The sequence below is a fragment of the Acidobacteriota bacterium genome, from assembly GCA_040754075.1.
In the GTDB taxonomy this organism is placed as follows: domain Bacteria; phylum Acidobacteriota; class Blastocatellia; order UBA7656; family UBA7656; genus JBFMDH01.
In genome coordinates this window covers 15,881-36,679 of the sequence record JBFMDH010000046.1, presented here as the reverse complement: position 1 = coordinate 36,679, position 20,799 = coordinate 15,881, and the positions used below count along the sequence as shown (strand labels likewise).

The window sequence follows — 20,799 nt, the reverse complement described above, 5'->3', positions numbered from 1 at the left end:
GCTTATGTCACAAACCTTAATCATCATTATGATTGTCGCTATCGTGGTGGTCTTTTCGTTGTTCATCCTGTTCGATAACCCCGGCAGAAAACGAAAAGATGACCGGGATGCGAAAAAAACCGAAGATTTCATCGACAATCCCAATTTCTTATATCAATCGCAACAACCCGCTGAATTGCAGATTGGCGAAGAGCGTGAAGTAGATCAATTATCGCGTTTTGCGCCCGATGCGAAACCTCGCGAAAGAGGCGCGACAACAATTGAGAAATCATAAAACCAACGAAAAGCATTTTATATTCAGGAGAAACCACAATGAGCAAAGACCCAATGATTGACGAACGCCCAACCCATATCCCACCCGAAAACCCGGATGACCCTTTGCCGCCAGACCCGCTCAACCCTGATGTCATTCCTCCGAACCCTTATCCGGTAACCGATCCGCCGCTGCTTCCTGAAGAGCCGGATGTTGAACGCGAAGACCCGTTACCCAATTCGGATGATCCAAACCCTAATGATATTCCGCTCTTTTAATTGACTGGCACAATTGTTTGGCAGGCAAAAGAGCACGTGGGAAAAACCTTAACGCCAGCATTCGTTAAGGCAAGGAAAACCATAAAAGGAGTAGTAAAAAGTCGTATGCGTAAACTAGTTTTGGCAACCGTTTGTTTGATTATTTTGTCCACTGGGGTTTTCGCTCAGAGTGGCAAACGAGCCGATTTTTTCATTGGTTATTCAAACCTTCAGGCTGAAGGCATCCCGGATAGAAACGATCCCGGAAACATATTCGATGATGATTTCTTCGGTAGACGAGTAGGTCTGCATGGCGTGAATGCCTCATTCACAGGGTATTTCAATGACTATTTCGGCATCACCGGAGATTTCTCTTTTCATCGGAAGAAAGATACAGAGGTTTTCGGTCCCAATGATGAAGATAGAATTGACACCCGGGTAGTTTATTTTATGGCTGGCCCGAAACTCAAATACCGCAACCCCAGCCGGTTTGAGCCATACGTCCATGCGCTTTTCGGTGGCGCTCACACGCGCTTTGAAGTGGAATCGCAATTCCCTATTGCCGGCGGCAGTTTCACCGAATCTTTTGATACGGGGGCGACAGATTTTGCGATGGCTATAGGCGGGGGTGTCGATGTTCGCCTTTCGGATAATTTCAGCTTGCGATTGATTCAAATCGATTATGCGCCGGTTTTTTTGAAAGACCGTTCTGTTCAAAGACTCGGACAGGCAGGCGCAATCGTGCCATTCACGCTGGAATCTCAAAGACAGGATAATGTCCGCATCTCTGTCGGACTGGTCTTTTAAAAATATTTAACGAGAAACTGGCACAGGCACCGAGAGCCAGAAAGAGTCCAGAGGAAAGTCTTAACGCCCCTGTGCCAGTCTTTATTCCCGTAAGCTGGAGGTTATTCAGCTTACTTGAAATTTTACAGTTTAAAATGTCTGATGCCGTCATACAGGTAGCTCAAGACCTTGTCCATCAACAACGCGAATGGATGATTGAGCGCATTGGCTGGCTGCTGATGAGTCTGCTGGTACTGGCAGCACTGGTCGGATTACTCGGCACGGGACCTTTAAGCGATGCTATGGTCAGGGATGCCAATTCAACGCTTGAGGCAGAATATCGCAGGTTCGCTCGTTATCAAGCGCCAACCGTTTTAAGAATTCACCTGTCGTCGCAACCCGCTACAGATGCAATCACGCGATTATCCATCAATCGCGATTTTATTGATCGAATCGAACTTCAACGCATTGACCCTGAACCGGTGCGGGTTGAAGTCACGGCTCGACAGTTTATCTACAATTTTCAAATCAGCAATCCGCCACAATCTTTAACGATTACCCTGCGTTACAAACCGGATACCTATGGTCGCCTGCCCATCAAGCTGACAACCGATGAAGGGGCGAGGCTCGCTTTCACACCCTTCATTTACCCATAACATTTAACGGAGGGCTTGAGTTTATGGATTCCGTCATTCGCGGTCTTGTGGTCTATTTCGTCCTGTTAATCATTTTCCGATTATCGGGAAAACGGACGCTAACCCAAATCACCGATTTCGACCTGATTTTATTGCTTATCATCAGTGAAACGACACAGCAGGCAATGGTCAGCGATGACCATTCGATGACCAATGGATTGTTGTTGATTATCACCTTGATTGGCACCAGTATCGTTTTATCTCATTTAAAACAATGGTTCCCCGCTTTAGACAAATGGTTGGACGGCACGCCGCTTATCATTATTGAAAATGGCAAGGTGCACAAACATCGCTTGCAAAAGGCGCGCATTAATGAAAATGACATCATGACGGCAGCGCGCGCATTACAAGGGTTGGAGCGCCTCGAACAAATTAAATACGCCATTTTAGAATGCGATGGTGAAATCACCATTGTGCCCAAGAAGGAAGCAAAGCTATAAACATCATCAAAGAAAATTTATTTGATAGCGATGGCAATCCAGGTCTGAGAGCGGGTTGAGCAATCAGCAAACCGGCAAACAAAATTTCTCGCTCCCTCTCAAGTATTCAGGCTATCTCATCGCAACATCACGACTGTAGTTCCAATACCACGACCGATTTCGCCGGGATGTTGAGAATCACTTGTGTGTCTTGAATCTTATAGCCGCTAAATGGCGCAGGTTTGATGGCATTCGGTTTATCAAAGGTGTTGATGGCGTTCATCATTGCAGCGGTAAGCACTTCGCCTTTGATGTTCTTTACGGTTGCGCCTGCAACGCTGGTCGTGATTTCGATAGCTCTATTGGGGTCGAGGTTGACGATTGACAGATGCAGTTTGCCATCTTTGTCGCGTGAAGCCGAAACATTCAACGATGGGACCGATGCCTGCTCCAGTTTATACTCCGGCGCGTTGAGTTCGCTTGGAATCAGCGTCGCGCCTTGATGGATTTTATACATTTTGAAGATGTAGTAGGTCGGCGTCAGAACCATCTTCTCCTTGTCGGTCAAGACCATCGCCTGTAACACGTTCACCATTTGCGCGATGTTCGCCATCTGCACGCGGTCTGAGTGGTTGTTGAAGATATTCAAATTTATTCCCGCCACCACGGCGTCGCGCAAACTGTTCTGCTGATAGAGCGCGCCCAGGTCTTTGCCTGGCTCGGCGTCGTACCAGGTGCCCCACTCATCCACCATCAACCCAACGCGCTTTTGCGGGTCATACTTATCCATAATGGCGCTATGCTTCTGGATATACTCATCCATGCGCAGGGTGCGAACAAGCGTTGCATGCCACTCTTTTTCACCGAACTCAGTGGCAGACCCTTTGCGTCCCCAATCACCGGTCGGCAAGGTGTAATAATGCAGCGACAACCCGTGCATATATTTTGCCGCCTGTGCCATGAGCACTTCCGTCCAGGTGTAATTGTTATCATAAGGACCGACGGCGAGTTTCTGAATCTTATTGCCGGAATAGTTTTTGATGAAGGTCGCATAGCGACGAAACTCATCGGCGTAATATTCGGGGCGCATTTCTCCGCCACACCCCCAACTCTCGTTGCCCACGGCAAAATAAGGAATCTTCCAAGGTTTATCGCGTCCATTCTGGCGGCGCAGACGAACCAGTGAGGAATCGGCGTCCGAAGTCATATATTCAATCCATTCCATCATCTCCTGCGGCGAGCCGCTGCCGAGATTGCCATTGATGTAGGGTTCGGCTCCGAGCATCTCACATAAATCCATGAATTCGTGTGTGCCAAAGGCATTCGTATCCACACCGCCCCAACTCGCATTCGGTCGTCTAGGTCGTTGGTTGCGCGGTCCAATGCCGTCGCGCCAGTGATACTCGTCGGCAAAGCAGCCGCCGGGCCAACGCAACACCGGCACGTTCAACTCTTTCAAGGCAGCGACGACATCATTGCGCAGCCCACGGGTGTTGGGGATGGGCGAATCTTCGCCTACCCAGAGTCCGCCATAAATCAACCGCCCCAGGTGTTCGGCGAAATGTCCATAGAGGTTGCGGTTGATTGTGCTTTTGGGTTGATCGGCGCGAATCACCAATGAAGCTTTGTGTGGTTCGGGACTTTGAACCTGCGCCCGATGAGAAATTGATGTAGCGAGAAAAACGAGTGCCAATGTAGCAGCCCATAATGATGTTCGGTTGAGCAAAAACATTTGCCGGGAACGCATAAATATCTCCTCCAGACCAGAGTGTAGCGCAGCAATCCGCTGCCACTATAATCAAGAAAAATGTGTTAGTGATTGATTATCAATGAGACTATTTTTTAGTATCTTGAGCTTTCAGTGATCTGTCGGATGTCCGGTCAATTTTTACCCTGTCTGAATCTTTTTTTCAACCACCTACCGAAAGCCTGAATTTCTGGCAATCGGTTTTTAGTATTTGGTTCAGGAAAGACTTAGTGAAAACCATTGTGGTGTCCGCAAATTTCGGCACCCAAGTTTTATTGCAATTTTGCAATGACGGTCGCTGATTGAAAAGAATGGCGGCGATTGGAATCGAACCGATGATTATGAATTTTGCGGGACTAAGGAAAACTTTTGTACAACCTTATACCAACTTGTCAGTCATCGTACCTCGATGACTTTATTCTCTCATTCAATTTTCGATTACCAACAAAATCCGGTCTATCTGATGAGGGTGTCCTCAGCGTAGCGAACTTCGCGAGATTGGCGCTCCCCTTCAGACAATTGCAAAACCCTAAAACGAACAAAAGGCTTGATTTTATTAGCTTCTGAGCGATGATGGGCACTGTATTTTACAGGCAATTCGCAATCATATTTAAAAGGATATGGTGGCAGTTTATGGCTTATCGTTCGGCTTTTGTGAGGGAATCTTCCGACCAAAATCAAGTCTACTGCCGGTTCGGCAGGGTGCTATTACTTTGCCTGTTACTTAGCGTCTTGACAACCACCGAGGCGTCAGCGCAATACCGCGTTGAGCACTACACCACCGGCAACGGACTGCCGCAGAATACGATCTCGGCGATTACCCAAACCCGCGACGGCTACCTCTGGTTTGCCACCTACGACGGACTGGTGCGTTATGATGGGATGCGCTTCACCAATCTCGATAAAGGCAATTCGCCGGGCATCAGCAGCAATCAATTTTTATCGCTGTTTGAAGATGACCAGGGGAGGTTGTGGGCGGGCACGGCAGATAGCGGGCTGGTGGGGTATTACAAGGGCGTCTTCACCTCGCTGACTCCCGCGCAAGGATTACCCAACAAATATGTCGGGCGAATGCAACGCTCCGAAGACGGTTTGCCCATCCTCTTTTTCGACACCGGCGAGTATAACTACCTCCGTTGGACTGGAGACCAGCGACTGACCTCGGCAAATATCTTTTTATGGACCGCAGAGCAATCGTTCGTTCCCATTGATGAGCGCCCGGTGAACGAGTTTATTGATCGTTCACAGGCGCGCTGGGTCATCGAACCGGGCAAACTGATGCGCTTCAAAGGCGGGCAGCAGACCAGCTTTCCCGTGCAACTTACGCTTGATGAGTTTTTTCGTTTCCGCTACGAAGACCGCGCCGGGAATATATGGTTCGCTTCCCGCGATAACCAGGTCTATCTCATCGCCGGCGATACCCTGAAGCATTACACGCAAGTGGACGGACTTCCCTCTTATTCCACTATCAAATTTGCCGGCGAAGACCTGGAAGGAAATGTCTGGCTCTACAGCCAGCGTCGCGTCATGCGTTATCGCGACGGTCACTTCACCATCTATACCGCGAAAGATGGAATCAACAGCAAAAATATCCGGGCGGCATTTTGCGACCGTGACGGCGCCATTTGGGTGGGCACCAATGAAAACGGCTTGTACCGTCTGACGCGGCAATTTCTGACCGCGTATTCACAATCCGACGGGCTGCTCGCCAACATCGTTTATCCGATTATTGAGGATCACACTGGCGCGATCTGGATTGGCGGTGGCGGCGGCATGAGCCGTTTCGCTGACGGCAGATTTACCGGCTATCTGCTCGACCCGTCACGCAAGCCTCGGTACAAAATTGTTGCCGCCGCGCCGCCTGAAAAATTTCCAGGCTCCGGGGCACAATCATTTTGTGAAGATCGCGAGGGCGGTTTATGGATTGGCATTGAAACGGGCGTATTGCTAATGAAGAACGGGCAGTTGACCGACCGCTCGGAACTGACCCAATCGGTAGCGCCCGATGCCATCTTTGAAGATCGCGCGGGCAATCTCTGGTTTGGCACCACCAAAGGGCTTTTCAAGGCGCAGGCGGGGAAATCGACTTTATACACCACCAAAGAAGGTTTACCGAACAACGGCGTAACAGTCATTTACGAAGATCATCAAGGCACGATATGGGTTGGCACACGCGGTGGGCTTGCGCGTTCTGTGGGCGACCGCTTCGCGCCATTGACGGCAGAAGACGGGCTGGCTGGCAACCGCATTCGCAGCCTTTACGAAGACCGTGACGGCGCGCTCTGGATCGGCACCTTCGATAGCGGCTTAACCCGCTTGAAAGACGGGCGGTTTACCGTCTATACCGTACAGACCGGGCTGTTCAACAACGGCGTCTTTCAAATTCTTGAAGACCGCCGCGACAATTTCTGGATCAGTTGTAACCGCGGCATCTATCGCACGAGCCGCAGCCAGCTCAACGACTACGCCGAGGGCAAGATTGCTGCCATCCACTCGGTCGCCTACGGTACTCAAGAGGGCATGCTCTCCGTCGAATGTAACGGCGAGCGTCAACCGGCGGGCATCAAAGCCCGCGACGGCAAACTCTGGTTCCCGAATCAGAAGGGCATTGTGATGATTGACCCCGAAGCAGCGCCGCACGATTTGCCGCCGCCGCTGGCAGCCATCGCAGCGGTGATGGTTGACCGCAAGAGCGCGAACTTCAAAGACGGCATTACTCTTGAACCGGGTCAGGCTAATTTGGAGATTCAATTTACCGCGCCCTGTTCGGTCAAATCCGAATATGTGCGGTTCAAATTCCAGCTCGCGGGACTCGATGAAGAATGGACGGAGGCGGGGACGCAACGTTCGGTTTTTTACCCGCGTCTGCCGCCCGGTCATTACACTTTCCAGGTCATCGCCGCCAACTTTGACGGCGTTTGGAATGAAACCGGCACCACGTTGCAAATTTACATGAAGCCGTACTTTTATCAAACCAAATGGTTCTATGCGGCATGTGCGCTGGGTTTCTTGATGCTGGCGGCAACGATTTATATTTTGCGCGTGCGGCAACTGAAAGCCATTGGACGCAGGCTGACCCAATTGGTCGCCGAGCGCACAGCCGACCTGGTCGAGCGCACCGAACAACTCGTAGTCGCCAACGAGAAGTTGAATCAATTGGCTACTCTTGATGGGTTGACCAACATCGCCAACCGCCGCCGTTTCACCAACTTTTTAGAGCAGGAATGGCAGCGCGCTCGGCGGGCGCAGACACCGATTTCACTGCTCTTGATGGATGTGGATTACTTCAAACTGTACAACGACACCTACGGGCATCAAGGCGGCGATGATTGTTTGAAGCAGGTAGCCGGCGTGCTGCGCGATTCGATCAGGCGTGCTTCTGATTTGGCGGCGCGTTATGGCGGCGAAGAGTTTGCAGTCATCTTGAGCGAGACCGAAACCGAGGGGGCAATGGTGGTCGGCGAAAGCATACGGATGCAAATTGAAGCCTTACAAATTCCGCATCGCAGTTCAAAAGTAAACTCGGTTGTGACCATCAGCCTGGGGGTTGCCACCTTGATTCCATCGCCAGAGGTGACGGCAGATGAACTCATCGCCGCCGCCGACCAGGCGCTTTATCACGCCAAAGAACAAGGGCGCAATCGTTGCGTTGCCCAGGTCGAAGCGCAGGCTGTGGACCATACTGCGCAAGGATGCCCACAGGTTGTTTGATAAAGAAAAGGGAGTGCTGCCTGAGTTTTGATTTGAAAGAGGCGGCGATCGGAATCGAACCGATGAATAAAGGTTTTGCAGACCTCTGCCTTACCACTTGGCTACGCCGCCGTTTTGAAGCTTGAATTATCAAATGAAAAGCGAAGGCGGCTTGGGTGTGCCCTGCCTTCGCTTTGAGCTTTTGGAGCGGGAGACGGGATTTGAACCCGCGACTTCGACCTTGGCAAGGTCGCACTCTACCGCTGAGTTACTCCCGCTTGGCGAATGTTCAATATAGCCTCGCGGCTTTAAGCCTGTCAACTCCGCCTGCAAATTTTTTATTGGTCATTTCATCAGCGCCGGGCAAAGCGCGCTCGAAACCACTTTTGGGGGTTGCGGGACAGCGGTTTGCGGGGTCGCCGAAGCCTTCGGTGAATCGCTCATTTGATAAATTAAAATGCCGATAAATGAAAGGATTAAGATGACGGATAAAATCAATAACCGCTTTTTAGGGCGCGGGCTTTCCCTGGTGGTGATTTTTTCGACCGCGTAATTAGGCGTTCTTTGATAGGAGTCGCGTGTCCTGTTTAAATTTCCAAAATCTCTTTGCGGGTCGCCGGTTTTCGCCTCATAAAAACCATGCCGGGGTTTTACGATTTCGGCATCAATGACCAGTGAATGAAAACTTTTCGTCGGGTCATTCGATTTGATGCGCAATACACTTGATTGAAACCCCGTGGCAACCGGGCGAAGGCGAATCATCAAGCGGGTCTTTTCGCCGGGTTGCAAGGTGAGCGGCAGTGGCACTTTATCCAATAAAAACGGGGCTTCAGGCGGAGTTATTGCCGAAATCACCAATGCCTGTTTGCCGATATTTTTGATAAAAACCATTTCCGATGCGGCGGCATTCTGAGCAACCTTGCCGAAATTGACGGAGGTCAGATTAATGGCAATGCGCGGTTGTTCGCCGGTCAGCTCAACCGGGTTTTTGGTGTCGGTCAGGGGGCGAAAAAAGATTGCGCCTTCGTTGATCATTTCAATCTTGCAACCGCTGTACATATCTTGTTGTCTCCAAAACCTTGTGCATTAACTCGCCATAACCGTGCAAGGCAAGTGGATTCTTTGCTGTAAAGTCAAAATGGTTAATCGCCCGGTTATTTCATGAAATTTTTAAAGATGCCGGTGTGCTCCCCAGTTCGGGACTATTGCATTCGGTTAAGCGGTATGGTTAATTCGTTGCTGTTTATTTGAGGAACGCCGAAAGTTATGTTGAATATCTTAAAACTTCTCGCCTTACCGTTTTTCAAAATCTGGTTCACTGTGGAGTATTATGGACTCAATAATGTGCCTAAAGATGGCGCAGTCATCCTTGCGGGCAATCATCCTTCTTACCTGGACCCGGTGCTGGTGGCGTTGCCTGTGAAACGAGTCATACGATTTATGGCATGGGATGCGCTCTTTAAAGTCCCGCTTCTCGGTTTGGTGATTCGCAAACTCGGCGCTTTCCCGGTAGACATTCGCAAAGGCAAAGGCGAATCGGCGTTTATGGAAGCCGTCAAAGTTTTACGAAATCAGCATGCCCTGGGCATCTTTCCCGAAGGGCAACGCTCCGAACAAGGACCGATGGGCGAACTGAGAACCGGCACCGCTAGACTGGCGATTGAAACCAACGCGCCGATTGTGCCGATAACCATTGGCGGCGCTTATCGCGCCTGGCCGCGCATCAAACTTTTTCCTAAACCGGCAAAAATTATCGTGCGTTATCACAAACCGATTTATTTAAATCCAACCGACATTGCGACCCGCAAAGATGATCGTGAATATCATAAAGAGGTGATGAATCAAATCGCCCAAGCCATCAATCGTTCGCTGAGACCGGCGCTGCGCGGCGATACACATTTTGAGCAATGGTATAAACAACCGCCGTCAAACCTTCGCATCTACGAATGGGTACCGCTGGTTGCCGCGCTCATCAGCACTTTGATTCTGGTGATTCGCGGTTCATTTTTTACAAATTGGCAAGCCGTCTGGTTGCCGCCGCTCGGTTATTACCTTTATCTCATCACCGATTTGCTGTTGATCAAACCGTCACGTTTTGCCAAGTGGGTGCGCAACTCTGCGCCGGTCTGGTTGATGCTCATCTGGCATCATGGATTGACCGCCACCCTTGGAGTACCCGAAGGTGAAAAAAACGGCTTGCTGATTGCCACTTCGCTTGCGGCATTCTTTGCTTTCTTCTGGGAAGATTATTTTACTTTGCAGAAATTCGTGCGCGGTCTGGTGGCGGTTTATTATTTATCGGTTGCCATGTTGCTCAACTGGTCAAACGGGCTTGGCATGTTCACCAGCCTTACGGTGTTTATTATCGCTTTCTGTTTCTGGTTTCGGACGATTTATTACCAGGCAACGGTTACGGTCTTGAGTCTCAGCCTCGCCTTTGCGCTTCTATCATCAAAGCAGACCGACTGGCAATTGCTCTCCTATGCAGCTTTAGGCATTGCCATCATCGGCTATCTGCAAACCTTTATCAGCGCCGCTTACGATATTCGCAGACAAGGCACGGTCAATGACCTCACCGCTGCAAATAACGGAGCGACTTCATAATCTTCATGGCTTCCTGTAAAGAGATTTTTGAAGCCGTGAGCGAATAGTATTGAAGCTTTTTTGAACCGCTCGCCTGACGACGATTTTCTATCCATTCACCCCAGATTTCGGTTTTGTCTTCCACTTGATACCCGACTTCCAAGCCGTTATTGAAATAGGGATTTTTGCCTTTGAGAGTTTTCACGGTTTCAACACTGCCGATGCCATCGTCTGCCGATTGAATGGCAAAGGTTGCCCCACGATTGTTGGCATAACGAATCGTGTAGCCGGTGGTGTATTGGTCTTTTTCGATCTGCACTTCATCAACGCGAAAGCCCGCAGGTATATAGGTCGGAATGGCAACCGGAATGCGCAATGCCAACAACTCGCCGACCTGTTTATCGCTTAACGCCGCAAGAATGCCTTGAGCAAAAGCTTTCGGGTCTTTGCTCTGCGCCGCAGCGGATTGTGAAAAACCGGCAGTAAGAAAAATAGAGATGACAAGCAAAATTACCGGGCAGTGGGTTTTTAATTTCAAGCCGTTTGTCTCCAAAAAAATTTTCAAGCGTATAATTCGAGCCGCATCACAAATGCGTCTTCGGTTGGAAAGCGATAATAATCGCGCCTGCGGTTGACGTATTTGAAACCCATTTTTCGATACAGCGATTGCGCCGTTTCATTGGAGGCGCGGACTTCTAAAATCGCAAATGAAATGCCGCGTTGCCCGCCAAATCCCAGCGCGGTTTCCAACAGTTTACGCCCGACGCCGATGCGTCTGAAACCGGGGTGTGAAGCAATATTATTGATGTGCATTTCATCTTCGACTGTCCATCCCGCAAAAAAGCCCAATATCCGGCGTCCGACATCTTCACTGGTTCGCGCCACCAGCATAATCGCCGAAGGGTTGGTGAGGATTTCGCGTTTATATGAATCATACCCCCAGCGATTCAGCCCGGAGATTTCTTCAATCTCGACGACTTCACTCAAATCGTCGAGCGTCATCCAATCGACGGTAAACATCTGTTGTGAAGGTGAAAATCCATTATCCTCAAACCTGCTAACCTGCATCGCCATTTTAATCCCCTGGTTTACCCTTGAACTTTTATTTTAATATCCGCGCCACGCACATAGGTCGCCTGTAAATTTTCTGCCGAGACCGCCGCGCCCGTTTGCATCTTCAAAAAACCGAGTCGGGCAATTTCTTCAGCGAGAAACCCCGAATGCTGATGGATGCGCCAAATTTTTGGTGATGCGGTTGTTGAACCGCTACCCTCATCAAGCGAAAATTGCTTTATCGCCTGATGATGCAAATGCGCACCGTCGCCAACGATTACTAGATTATCAATTTGTGCGACGCGCTCCAACGCTTTTTCTATCGCGCTGACCTCAGGCGCATTGCGCGCCAATGGCTCTCGCCGCTCGTTCAACTCAAAAAGTTGTGAATAGACTTCGCCTTTATAGGCATTCAGCATTGAACAAACCGTGGTGGCGAAAGGAACCGCCGCCGCCCAGGCTTCAAGCGATGAAACGCCAACTGTCAACTTCCCTGTCGCCGCGGCAAACGCTTGCGTCGCCGCCATCCCGACGCGCAACCCTGTAAACCCGCCGGGTCCCGTGCAGACTGCGTATAAATCAATCGCTTCGATTTTCACACCGACCGCCTCAAGCAGATAATCAATCAGGTTCCAGAGTTTGGTCGAACGGGTTTCATCGAGTTCGGCTCCGAAGGTCGCAATGATTTTTTCGCCACGGGCAATCGCCATGCTCGTGAGTTTGGATGAAGTATCGAGCGCGAGAATGAGCGGTTCATTATCGCCTTGAGGTTCACCGGTTTCCCTGTTGGACATAAAATTCGCCTCTGCCCGTCACCTAAAATTCGTTTGCCTGAAAAAATTTAAACGGTTTCCTGAGTACACTTGCAAACGAATTTAAAGCCCTATCAATTTTACAAATTTGACATTGAAACAAAGGCGGGATTATATAGTTTCCTTAAAGACTGAGACAACCTCGCAAGTTCCGACAGGCATAAACGGGCGTTTGGCTTCGACTACTCGGCAACAGTTTTTAAATCGAGAAAGAGACAGGAAATGGGTAAATATATTGGCATTCTAACAGGGGGCGGCGATTGCCCTGGTCTCAATGCGGTCATCAGAGCCATTGTGCGTCGCGCCATGCAGGAAGACATCCCTGTGCATGGCATACAGTCGGGTTGGCTTGGTCTGGTAAACGGCGACATCAAACCGCTCTCACGTTATTCGGTAGCCGGCATTCAATATAAAGGCGGTTCGATTTTAGGCACTTCGCGTTTTAGTCCGCTCGAAGATAAAAGCGCCTTAAAGAAGATGCGCGACAACTGGAAAAAATTCGGTTTGGATTCATTAATCGTGGTCGGCGGCAACGGCACACTTTCTGCTGCGACCCAGATGTGGCGCGATGAAGGCTACCCCATCGTCGGCATTCCCAAAACCATTGATAACGACATCGTCGGCACCGATTACACCATCGGCTTCGATACGGCGGTGTCCATCGCATCGGAAGCCATTGACCGTTTGCACACCACCGCCGAATCGCAACATCGGGTGATGGTTGTTGAAGTGATGGGGCGACATACGGGATGGATTGCCACACACGCAGGGCTGGCGGGCGGAGCCGATATTATTCTGGTTCCCGAAAAACCCTTTCGCATCTCGGAGATTTGCGAAATGTTGCAACAACGCCAGGCGGTGGGCAGAAATTTTTCCATCGTCGTGGTTGCCGAAGACGCCCGCCCGCACCCGGACGAAGATTTTCTCAGCGAAAAACAACGTGAGCGCATTTACCGGGAAAACCGACTGGGCGGCATTGGCGCGCTGGTCGCCATTCAAATCGAAAAACGCATCAAGCTGTCGTCGCGGGTGACGGTGCTCGGTTATATTCAACGCGGCGGTTCGCCTACGGCATTCGATAGAGTTCTGGCAACCCGTTTAGGAGTACACGCGGTCGAGATGGTTTTACGCAAAGAGTTCGGCAGGATGGCGGCCTCTTGCGGATTGCAAATCACTTCGGTGTTGTTGGAATCGGTCGCCAATCGCCTGAAGCCGGTTGATGAAGACATCTTCCGCGTCGCTGAAATATTTTTCGGGTAATCACTTGTTTGAAAAGTTCACGCAAGCCCTCAGGTCAAATAAGTTTGATTCAATATGATTGTTTCGCGATTTGCACATCTCAATGCACATTTGAGTTTGCGAATAAAATTTTTTGCCGAATCCCTATTCGACTACTTGAAGGTTCACAAGATATAGGTAATGCGCTTGCCCAACCGGAAATGCTTTCATCCAGAATGGCGCATATCCCGGTTGCTTGGCTAGAAATATATCTTGAGAGCGCGGCCAAATGCCTTGAGTAGAGACCACAAATTCTACATAAATCTCATTTGGCGGAATATGGACGTTCCAAGCGGTATTCTCGTCATTAAAGTAAATCAGGAATTTTCGTCCAACTTGAACGAATGCCGGAAGCCCATTAATCGTGTTCTGTGTGCTGAATGTTAAACCGGTGAAAAACGCGAATTCCCCTGACACTTGGCCATCAGGATTGCGCGCTTGCAACTTAACGATTTCATCTATCGGTAATCGCTTGTTCGCTTTGTTGACTTTTAACTTCGTCGTCGGCGTCACTTCATCAAGGTAACTTTTCACCTTCACGCCATTAACCAACAAAATTGTCCCTTCAACAAAATTCTCCCCTTCAACGGTCAATAATTTTTTCACCATCGTCGCTTTGCTGATTTTCGGAAGCAAGGGGTCAGCCATCAAGCGTGTGGTTGAAGCCCAAGCTTTGGTCTGCGTAAACGGCGGGAGCAGACCGGGCAAGACCATCCCCATCAACAGAATGATGACAAGAAAGGCGAGTTTTTTGCGGCGCATTGCTTTACCTCTTCTGGGAAACTTCAATCACTCAATTGAAGTTTTTTCGCTTTATTTATTTTCCTATTTCGCCACCAGTATTAACTCAAGTTACCTGCACTTGTAAAGTGATATGACTTCCTGCAAGAGGCAATTGTCAAGACCTCCCTTTTATTACTTGAAAAAATAATTTAGCGAAGCGCCAAACTACAGCCTTTGTGCTTCTTAATGACCAATGAAAATGGTATGATTTCGCTGCTTCAAGGGAAGTAACAATAATAAAATAGGCAACGATTTAATAAAGCCCGAATAACCTCAACCTATCATTAACCAATTATGCAACACGCGACGCCAATGCTCAGGCAGTACCATGAAATCAAACGCCAACATCCGGGCACACTGCTGTTCTTTCGTTTAGGCGATTTTTACGAACTCTTTTTCGATGATGCCATCATCGGCTCGAAAGAGATGGAAATTACCCTGACCGCCCGCAATCGCGAAAAAGGTCAACCGGTGCCGATGTGCGGCGTGCCTTATCACGCCGCCAGCTCTTACATCGCCAGACTGGTGCGCAAAGGGTATCGCGTCGCCATCTGCGAACAGACCGAAGACCCGAAAAAATCACAAACCAAACTCGTGCGCCGCGAAGTCGTGCGCATCATCACCCCCGGAACCGCGATTGATTCGCAACTCCTGGAATCGCGCGATAACCATTATCTCGCGGCGGTCTGCGGCGGTGGACTGGGCATGGGCGTCGCTTTTCTCGATTTATCAACCGGCGAATTTGTGGCTACAGAGTTCACTGGCGACGCCGCTTGGGAAAGCGTGCTAGAACAACTCGATTGTTTCAGCCCGCGTGAAATTCTCTTTCCGAAATCGCTTGAACCTTTATTCAAACCGCAGAAAAAATCTGAAGAATCAACCGCTGAAAATGGCAACGCCAATCGTCAACCCGCGGCATTTCATTTAACCAACTGCGAGCCGTCGCTGAATCCGCTCGATGATTGGTTGTTCGCTTTCGAGTATGCGCGGGGACTGCTGCTGACGCATTTCGATGTTGCGTCGCTCGATGGATTCGGACTCGGCGGCAAAGAGATTGCCATTTCGGTTGCCGGCGCAATCATCCATTACGTTCGCGAAACTCAAAAAGCCGAAGCCAATCATATATCGGGTATCTCCTATTTTGAGCCGAACGATTATTTGATGCTGGACGCGCCGACGATTCGCAACCTCGAATTGATTGATGCGCTCGATGGCGCGCGTAATAACACCTTGCTTGGCGTGCTGGATGAAACGGTTACAGGGATGGGTTCGCGTCTGTTGAAACAATGGCTGCTGCGCCCTTCGATGCGTCTTGGCGAATTGAATGCGCGACTGGATGCGGTAGCGGAACTGAAAAACGCTTTAATACTGCGCGACCGTTTGCAAGCGGAATTAAAGCGCGTCGCTGACCTTGACCGCTTGATGGGGCGCGTCAGTCTCGGTCGCGCCACCCCGCGCGATTTAGTGGCGCTGAAAACTTCAGCCGATACCATTCCCAATGTCAAAGAAATGCTTTCGGATGCCAACTCATCGCTGCTTGAAATTCTTAACGAAAGCCTCGATGAACTCGCGGACTTGCGCCAACTCATCGGCGCGGGACTCGTCGATGAACCGCCGGCAACCGTGAATGAAAGCGGCTATATTCGCAGCGGCTATAACCCAGAACTCGATGAACTGCGGGCGATTTCGAGTTCAGGCAAAGGGTTCATCGCAGCAATCGAAACCCGCGAACGTTCGCGCACCGGCATCGCCACCCTCAAAGTCAAATTCAATAATGTATTCGGCTATTTCATCGAAATCAGCAAAGCCAGTTTGAAAAATATCCCTGCCGATTACGAGCGCAAACAGACGCTGGTGAATGCCGAACGCTTCACCACGCCGGAATTGAAAGAATATGAGCAGAAAGTTTTAGGCGCGGAAGAACGCATCACGGAAATCGAGCAACAACTGTTCACCGAAATTCGCCAGTCCATCGCACAGCAAACCCGTCGCGTGCAGGCAACCGCGCAGGCGCTGGCGACGCTCGACGTGCTGCTGGCGCTCGCTGAAGTCGCGGCGCGCCGAAATTACTGTCGTCCGCACCTGACCGAAGATGATGAATTTTATATCCGCACCGGGCGTCACCCGGTCATCGAAGCGATGGGCGAGCGTTTCATTCCCAACGATACCTATTTGAATAATTCGACAGACCGTTTGCTCATCATCACGGGTCCGAATATGGGCGGCAAATCGACGTGGCTCAGGCAGTGCGCATTGATTGCCGTAATGGCGCAAATCGGTTCCTTCGTTCCGGCGGACGAAGCGCGGCTTTGCATACTCGATAGAATTTTCACGCGCGTCGGGGCTTCGGATAATCTGGCGCGCGGGCGCTCGACGTTTATGGTTGAGATGACCGAAACGGCAAACATTTTAAATACCGCGACGCCGCGCAGTCTGGTGTTACTCGATGAAGTCGGACGCGGCACCGCGACTTTCGACGGCTTGTCGCTTGCCTGGGCGATTGCCGAATACCTGCACGACAATTCGCAACACACCGCGAAGACCTTATTTGCCACGCATTATCACGAGATGACCGACCTTGCGAAACTCTTACCGGGGGTTCGCAATTATCAAATGGCTGTGAAAGAATCCGGCGGTTCGATTGTATTTTTGCGTAAAGTCGTCGAAGGCACAGCGTCGAAATCTTACGGCATCGAGGTCGCGCGACTTGCGGGACTTCCCCGCGCAGTTGTCGAACGCGCCCGCGAGATTTTAACCAACCTGGAAGCCAACGAACTGGATGTGATGGGCAGACCCAAACTCGCGCGCCATCTGCCGTCGCGTAAAAAAGCCCCGCAACCGACGCTCTTTGAAGCCGCCAACGAAGTTGTGATTGATGAGATTCGCAATCTTGATTTGCAGGAACTCACGGGCGAACAGGCGGTTCAGGTGTTGCAAAAGTTGAAAGAACGAGTAATGTGAAGCGATGAAAATCAGCGCGACGCTCATCACGCTTAACGAAGAGGAAAATATTCAAGCGGCGATTGAATCGCTCGCCTTTGCTGATGAAATTATCGTCGTGGATTCCGAAAGCCATGACCGCACGCTTGAGATTGCCCGTCGGTTTACCGATAAAATTTTCACGCAAAAATTTTTGGGCTATGCCGCGCAGAAAAATTTCGCCGCTGACCAGGCTACCCACGATTGGATTTTCAACCTTGATGCCGATGAGCGCATTACCAGAGAACTGGCTGAAGCGATTGAGCGATTGAAACAATCTGAAAATATCCCGGAGTCGGCATTTGCGATGCCGCGCAAGGTTTTTTATCTCGGCAAATGGATTAAACATTCGGGCTGGTATCCCGACTACAAAATTCGTTTATACAATCGCCAACAGGCGCGCTGGGAAGGCGATTATGTTCACGAGTCGGTAAAGACGACGGGCGAAGTTAAAAAATTAACCGGCGACATTTTGCATTACACGGTAAACAGCGCGTCCGAACATCACTTGCGAATCGACCGTTATACCACGCTTGCCGCCCGCGAAGCGTTTTCAAAAAATCAACGCGCCACATTTTTTTCAATCGCCCTTTCGCCGGTTGTGACGTTTGTGAAAACCTATGTATTCAAACTCGGATTTTTAGATGGCGTTCAAGGACTGAGCATCGCTTATTTCGCGGCGCAGTATGTGTTCCTGAAAAAAATCAAACTCTGGGAACTGCAACATTCAAAGCCATAGATTTGTCAGTAACCACTGCGCGAGCGGCTTGATGATTGCTTGCACGGCTCGCTTTCCGGTACTGACCTTGAGCAGTTTATGAAAAGAGGAAAAGTTCAGTTTTGTCATGGCAAAGAGAGCGGGCCCTGGGGCGTGAAGATTCAACGACTCGCGCGGGTTGCCGAAGCGCAAGGCTACGAGGTTGAAAGTCTCGATTATTCGGGCATCAATAATCCCGATGAGCGCGTCGCGAAATTATTAAAAGCGCAAAAGCCGGAAGAAAATTTAATTCTCGTCGGCTCAAGTATGGGGGCATATGTGGCAACCGTTGCCTCAAAAACCCTTGCACCCGAAGGACTTTTTTTGATGGCTCCGGCGGTTGAGGTGTCAGGATACCGCAGTCCCGATTTGCTGCCGACAGCCAAACACCGCGCTATCGTTCACGGCTGGCGCGACGAATTGATTCCCCCGGAAAACAGTTTTCGATTTGCGGCAAAACACCAAATCGCCCTTCACTTGATTGATGGTGACCATCGCTTAAACGATCAAATTGATTTGATTGAAAAGCTATTCAACCTTTTTTTGACGACGATTGCCGAGAGTTCATAACTTCATGCGTCGCCGTGAAAATTTCAGCTACAGTTCGCCACAGGAGGCAAATCAATGATAGCGCACAACTGGGGCAAGCATTCGCATCCGAAACTTTTCAATTATGTAATGAATGAACTTTCAAAGATTCATTCGATTCCTGCAATTAGTTCGGCTTTTTTAAGACATGGATTTGCGACGAAAGCGGCATTGATTCACGCCTTGACACCGGGCACTTTTCCAAGGATTCAGTTGGTTTCCGGGTTGACCGATTATAAGGGGAAAAAAGTTTTTGGATTTACTCCACCGCTGGTCACCAGTCCGCCGAAATTGCCCAACGGCACTGCGCTGATTCCCTTTTCAATTTGTATCGAAGAGATTTTGGCAACTGAATTCCAAACCGGCAAACCGCGAACCGGAAATACCATATCGGGAAAACCGGTTTTAAAAATCGGCGCGACGATTTTGCATGAACTCTGTCACTGGGGAGATTGGCAAAGCCACGGGCGCTTTACCGATGGCAAAACGATTGATGTGGATGGCGATGGCACGCCGGACGCGCTGCTTGAACACGGCGAAGATTTTGAGTTTGAAGTATACGGCGCATTGATTTAATGGCTTAGGATTTTTTAGTGAGCAAGCCGGTGTACAACGCTTCGATTTGATCAATCACATTATCGCGACCAAACCGCGCGCTGGCATCAATCTGCCCTTGCATGGCAAGCCGGTCGCGCATTGTCGAATCCGCCAGTATCCAGAGTAATTTTTGCGCCAGCGCATTCACCTCCCGCGCCGGGAATAACGCGCCGGTGACATTGTCTTTGATGATGCCTCTGATGCCGCCGACATTTGAGGCAAGCACCGCCCGGCGACAAGCCAGCGCTTCAATGGTGACCAGCGAAAACCCTTCGTCCCACGAAGGCACGACGACGACATCGACCGCTGCAAGCAGTTCAGGAATGTGATGCACATAGCCCATAAAGCGTATGCGACCGGCGATGCCTAAAAACTCCGCAAGTTCTTTCAACCGATGAGTGAACGGTTCGCCGTCTTCCTGTTCGACACCGGCAATTAAATATTCGACATCCGAACGGCGTTGTGAAATCTGCCCGATGGCGCGGACGAACTCTTCCTGCCCTTTTTCAGGAGTGAGTTGTCCGATGCAGGCAACCGAAAGCGGGGCGCGGATTTGAAACATGGCGCGCGCCGCTTCACGGTCAATCGTATGAAAGCGCGTCGGGTCAATCCAGTTGGGGATGACCTGCACTTTTTCAGGAGCGGGCGCGATGCGTTCCAGAATAGAATTTTTTACGCTATCGGAAACCGCGATGAATGCCGAAACATTTTCGAGCATCCAGCGATAAATCGGATTGCTTTTCATCGGCAGGTAATGATGGCGGGTTAAAACCAGTTTGCAATTCTTGGCGCGTCGCGCAGCCATCGCGGCAATGAAATAATCTCTGCCAAGATGCGCGTGAACAATCTCAATGCGATTTTTAATAATCAATTCGGCGATGGCTTTGCTCGATTGCACATCGAGCGAATTGCGAAGCGGCAACTCCTGCCACGAAGCGATGACCCCGGCAAGCGGTTCACGCAGCGGGCTGTTCGGGCGAACTGCCAGATAAACCGCATGACCGCGAGAGGCGAGGGCGCGAACCAGATCGGCGACATGAACTTCGCCGCCGCCCATTTCGCTTGCCGAACAGATTTGCAGAATTCTCATGCCGGTAGCCCGTGTTTTGTTCCCACTAACATTGCGAATCTACTGTTAGTTGAAATTCGCAATTTTGATTCTTTGCTGTTACCTGATGATGAGTTGTAACTTTGAATAAACGGGAACCTAGACTAAAGGATTCACACAACTGTGCGCAAGCAGGTTCAAGCGCCCTAACACCCTAAACCGGCACTTGGTTGTTGCCTCAGATACATTGAAACCCGGCAAGCAATAGAAATACAGCCGCTTTACGGGGTGGGTGCTCGCCAAGCAATTACGAATGGTCATTTCCCACGGATGCTCAGGTCATTTATTACCGCCAACCGCTAGCCCGGCTGGATTGTTTCCTCATCAGATACGAGCAACTGACCGGGCTATCGCGGAGGCAGCGGTTAATTCAAAGATTGGCGAAAAGAACAAGTTTCCGCCCTCGCATCATTC

General features: G+C 50.2%; 19 protein-coding genes and 2 tRNA genes. 12 read left to right on the top strand and 9 right to left on the bottom strand.

The window, feature by feature from the left end:
- Nucleotides 1–4: 4 nt before the first annotated feature.
- From AB1757_29420 to AB1757_29400, 5 genes are all read left to right on the top strand, one after another.
- Nucleotides 5–274 (top strand): hypothetical protein, encoded by a 270-nt coding sequence (locus AB1757_29420; GenBank protein ID MEW6131186.1) that lies wholly within the window; start codon nucleotides 5–7, stop codon nucleotides 272–274.
- Nucleotides 275–312: 38 nt separating this feature from the next.
- Entirely contained in the window at nucleotides 313–531 is a 219-nt protein-coding gene (locus AB1757_29415; protein ID MEW6131185.1) for a hypothetical protein, read from the top strand.
- A 105-nt stretch (nucleotides 532–636) separates the two neighbouring features.
- Nucleotides 637–1,317: an outer membrane beta-barrel protein gene (locus AB1757_29410; protein ID MEW6131184.1), complete on the top strand. Its 681-nt coding sequence runs from the start codon at nucleotides 637–639 to the stop codon at nucleotides 1,315–1,317.
- Nucleotides 1,318–1,451: 134 nt separating this feature from the next.
- On the top strand, nucleotides 1,452–1,952 hold the full coding sequence (locus tag AB1757_29405; GenBank protein MEW6131183.1) for a hypothetical protein: 501 nt from the start codon (nucleotides 1,452–1,454) through the stop codon (nucleotides 1,950–1,952).
- Between the two features lie 23 nt (nucleotides 1,953–1,975).
- Nucleotides 1,976–2,431 carry a YetF domain-containing protein gene (locus AB1757_29400; protein MEW6131182.1) on the top strand — a complete coding sequence of 152 codons (456 nt, stop codon included), beginning with the start codon at nucleotides 1,976–1,978 and terminating at the stop codon, nucleotides 2,429–2,431.
- A gap of 127 nt (nucleotides 2,432–2,558) precedes the next feature.
- Here the strand turns inward: AB1757_29400 and AB1757_29395 are convergent, their stop codons facing one another.
- Nucleotides 2,559–4,157 (bottom strand): alpha-N-arabinofuranosidase, encoded by a 1,599-nt coding sequence (locus AB1757_29395; protein MEW6131181.1) that lies wholly within the window; start codon nucleotides 4,155–4,157, stop codon nucleotides 2,559–2,561.
- 633 nt (nucleotides 4,158–4,790) lie between these two features.
- Between AB1757_29395 and AB1757_29390 the strand changes: the two genes are divergently transcribed.
- A complete protein-coding gene (locus tag AB1757_29390) occupies nucleotides 4,791–7,868 on the top strand; it encodes a diguanylate cyclase (GenBank protein MEW6131180.1) in 3,078 nt (1,025 codons plus the stop codon).
- A 39-nt stretch (nucleotides 7,869–7,907) separates the two neighbouring features.
- Here the strand turns inward: AB1757_29390 and AB1757_29385 are convergent.
- The 3 genes from AB1757_29385 to AB1757_29375 form a co-directional block, all read right to left on the bottom strand.
- Nucleotides 7,908–7,979 (bottom strand) — tRNA-Cys (locus AB1757_29385).
- A gap of 71 nt (nucleotides 7,980–8,050) precedes the next feature.
- Nucleotides 8,051–8,125: transfer RNA gene (locus tag AB1757_29380), tRNA-Gly, on the bottom strand.
- Nucleotides 8,126–8,192: 67 nt separating this feature from the next.
- On the bottom strand, nucleotides 8,193–8,906 hold the full coding sequence (locus tag AB1757_29375) for a choice-of-anchor D domain-containing protein (GenBank protein ID MEW6131179.1): 714 nt from the start codon (nucleotides 8,904–8,906) through the stop codon (nucleotides 8,193–8,195).
- 207 nt (nucleotides 8,907–9,113) lie between these two features.
- Here AB1757_29375 and AB1757_29370 point away from each other — a divergent pair, with 207 nt between their 5' ends.
- Nucleotides 9,114–10,451 carry a lysophospholipid acyltransferase family protein gene (locus tag AB1757_29370; GenBank protein ID MEW6131178.1) on the top strand — a complete coding sequence of 446 codons (1,338 nt, stop codon included), beginning with the start codon at nucleotides 9,114–9,116 and terminating at the stop codon, nucleotides 10,449–10,451.
- On the opposite strand, the gene AB1757_29365 is transcribed toward AB1757_29370, so the two are convergent.
- From AB1757_29365 to tsaB, 3 genes are read right to left on the bottom strand one after another with little or no spacing between them, the layout of a single operon-like run.
- Complete coding sequence (locus tag AB1757_29365) at nucleotides 10,420–10,968, bottom strand: DUF4367 domain-containing protein (protein MEW6131177.1); 549 nt, start codon at nucleotides 10,966–10,968, stop codon at nucleotides 10,420–10,422. The genes AB1757_29370 and AB1757_29365 overlap by 32 nt on opposite strands.
- Before the next feature lie 23 nt (nucleotides 10,969–10,991).
- Complete coding sequence (gene rimI, locus AB1757_29360; protein ID MEW6131176.1) at nucleotides 10,992–11,504, bottom strand: ribosomal protein S18-alanine N-acetyltransferase; 513 nt, start codon at nucleotides 11,502–11,504, stop codon at nucleotides 10,992–10,994.
- 14 nt (nucleotides 11,505–11,518) lie between these two features.
- Complete coding sequence (tsaB, locus tag AB1757_29355) at nucleotides 11,519–12,277, bottom strand: tRNA (adenosine(37)-N6)-threonylcarbamoyltransferase complex dimerization subunit type 1 TsaB (GenBank protein ID MEW6131175.1); 759 nt, start codon at nucleotides 12,275–12,277, stop codon at nucleotides 11,519–11,521.
- A gap of 240 nt (nucleotides 12,278–12,517) precedes the next feature.
- Here tsaB and AB1757_29350 point away from each other — a divergent pair, with 240 nt between their 5' ends.
- The gene (locus tag AB1757_29350) at nucleotides 12,518–13,555 is read left to right on the top strand and encodes an ATP-dependent 6-phosphofructokinase (GenBank protein ID MEW6131174.1); all 1,038 of its coding nucleotides are present in this window, start codon (nucleotides 12,518–12,520) and stop codon (nucleotides 13,553–13,555) included.
- A 123-nt stretch (nucleotides 13,556–13,678) separates the two neighbouring features.
- Here AB1757_29350 and AB1757_29345 read toward each other — a convergent pair whose 3' ends face one another.
- Nucleotides 13,679–14,335: a hypothetical protein gene (locus AB1757_29345; GenBank protein MEW6131173.1), complete on the bottom strand. Its 657-nt coding sequence runs from the start codon at nucleotides 14,333–14,335 to the stop codon at nucleotides 13,679–13,681.
- 315 nt (nucleotides 14,336–14,650) lie between these two features.
- On the opposite strand from AB1757_29345, the gene mutS reads away from it, so the two are divergent.
- The 4 genes from mutS (at nucleotide 14,651) to AB1757_29325 (ending at nucleotide 19,256) form a co-directional block, all read left to right on the top strand.
- Nucleotides 14,651–17,317 carry a DNA mismatch repair protein MutS gene (gene mutS, locus AB1757_29340; GenBank protein ID MEW6131172.1) on the top strand — a complete coding sequence of 889 codons (2,667 nt, stop codon included), beginning with the start codon at nucleotides 14,651–14,653 and terminating at the stop codon, nucleotides 17,315–17,317.
- A 4-nt stretch (nucleotides 17,318–17,321) separates the two neighbouring features.
- Nucleotides 17,322–18,074, top strand: coding sequence for a glycosyltransferase family 2 protein (locus tag AB1757_29335; GenBank protein ID MEW6131171.1), 753 nt, complete (start codon nucleotides 17,322–17,324; stop codon nucleotides 18,072–18,074).
- 78 nt (nucleotides 18,075–18,152) lie between these two features.
- Entirely contained in the window at nucleotides 18,153–18,662 is a 510-nt protein-coding gene (locus AB1757_29330; protein ID MEW6131170.1) for an alpha/beta hydrolase, read from the top strand.
- Nucleotides 18,663–18,716: 54 nt separating this feature from the next.
- The gene (locus AB1757_29325) at nucleotides 18,717–19,256 is read left to right on the top strand and encodes a hypothetical protein (GenBank protein MEW6131169.1); all 540 of its coding nucleotides are present in this window, start codon (nucleotides 18,717–18,719) and stop codon (nucleotides 19,254–19,256) included.
- A gap of 4 nt (nucleotides 19,257–19,260) precedes the next feature.
- On the opposite strand, the gene AB1757_29320 is transcribed toward AB1757_29325, so the two are convergent.
- Nucleotides 19,261–20,367, bottom strand: a complete 1,107-nt coding sequence (locus AB1757_29320) for a glycosyltransferase family 4 protein (protein MEW6131168.1) — start codon at nucleotides 20,365–20,367, stop codon at nucleotides 19,261–19,263.
- Nucleotides 20,368–20,799: the final 432 nt, after the last annotated feature.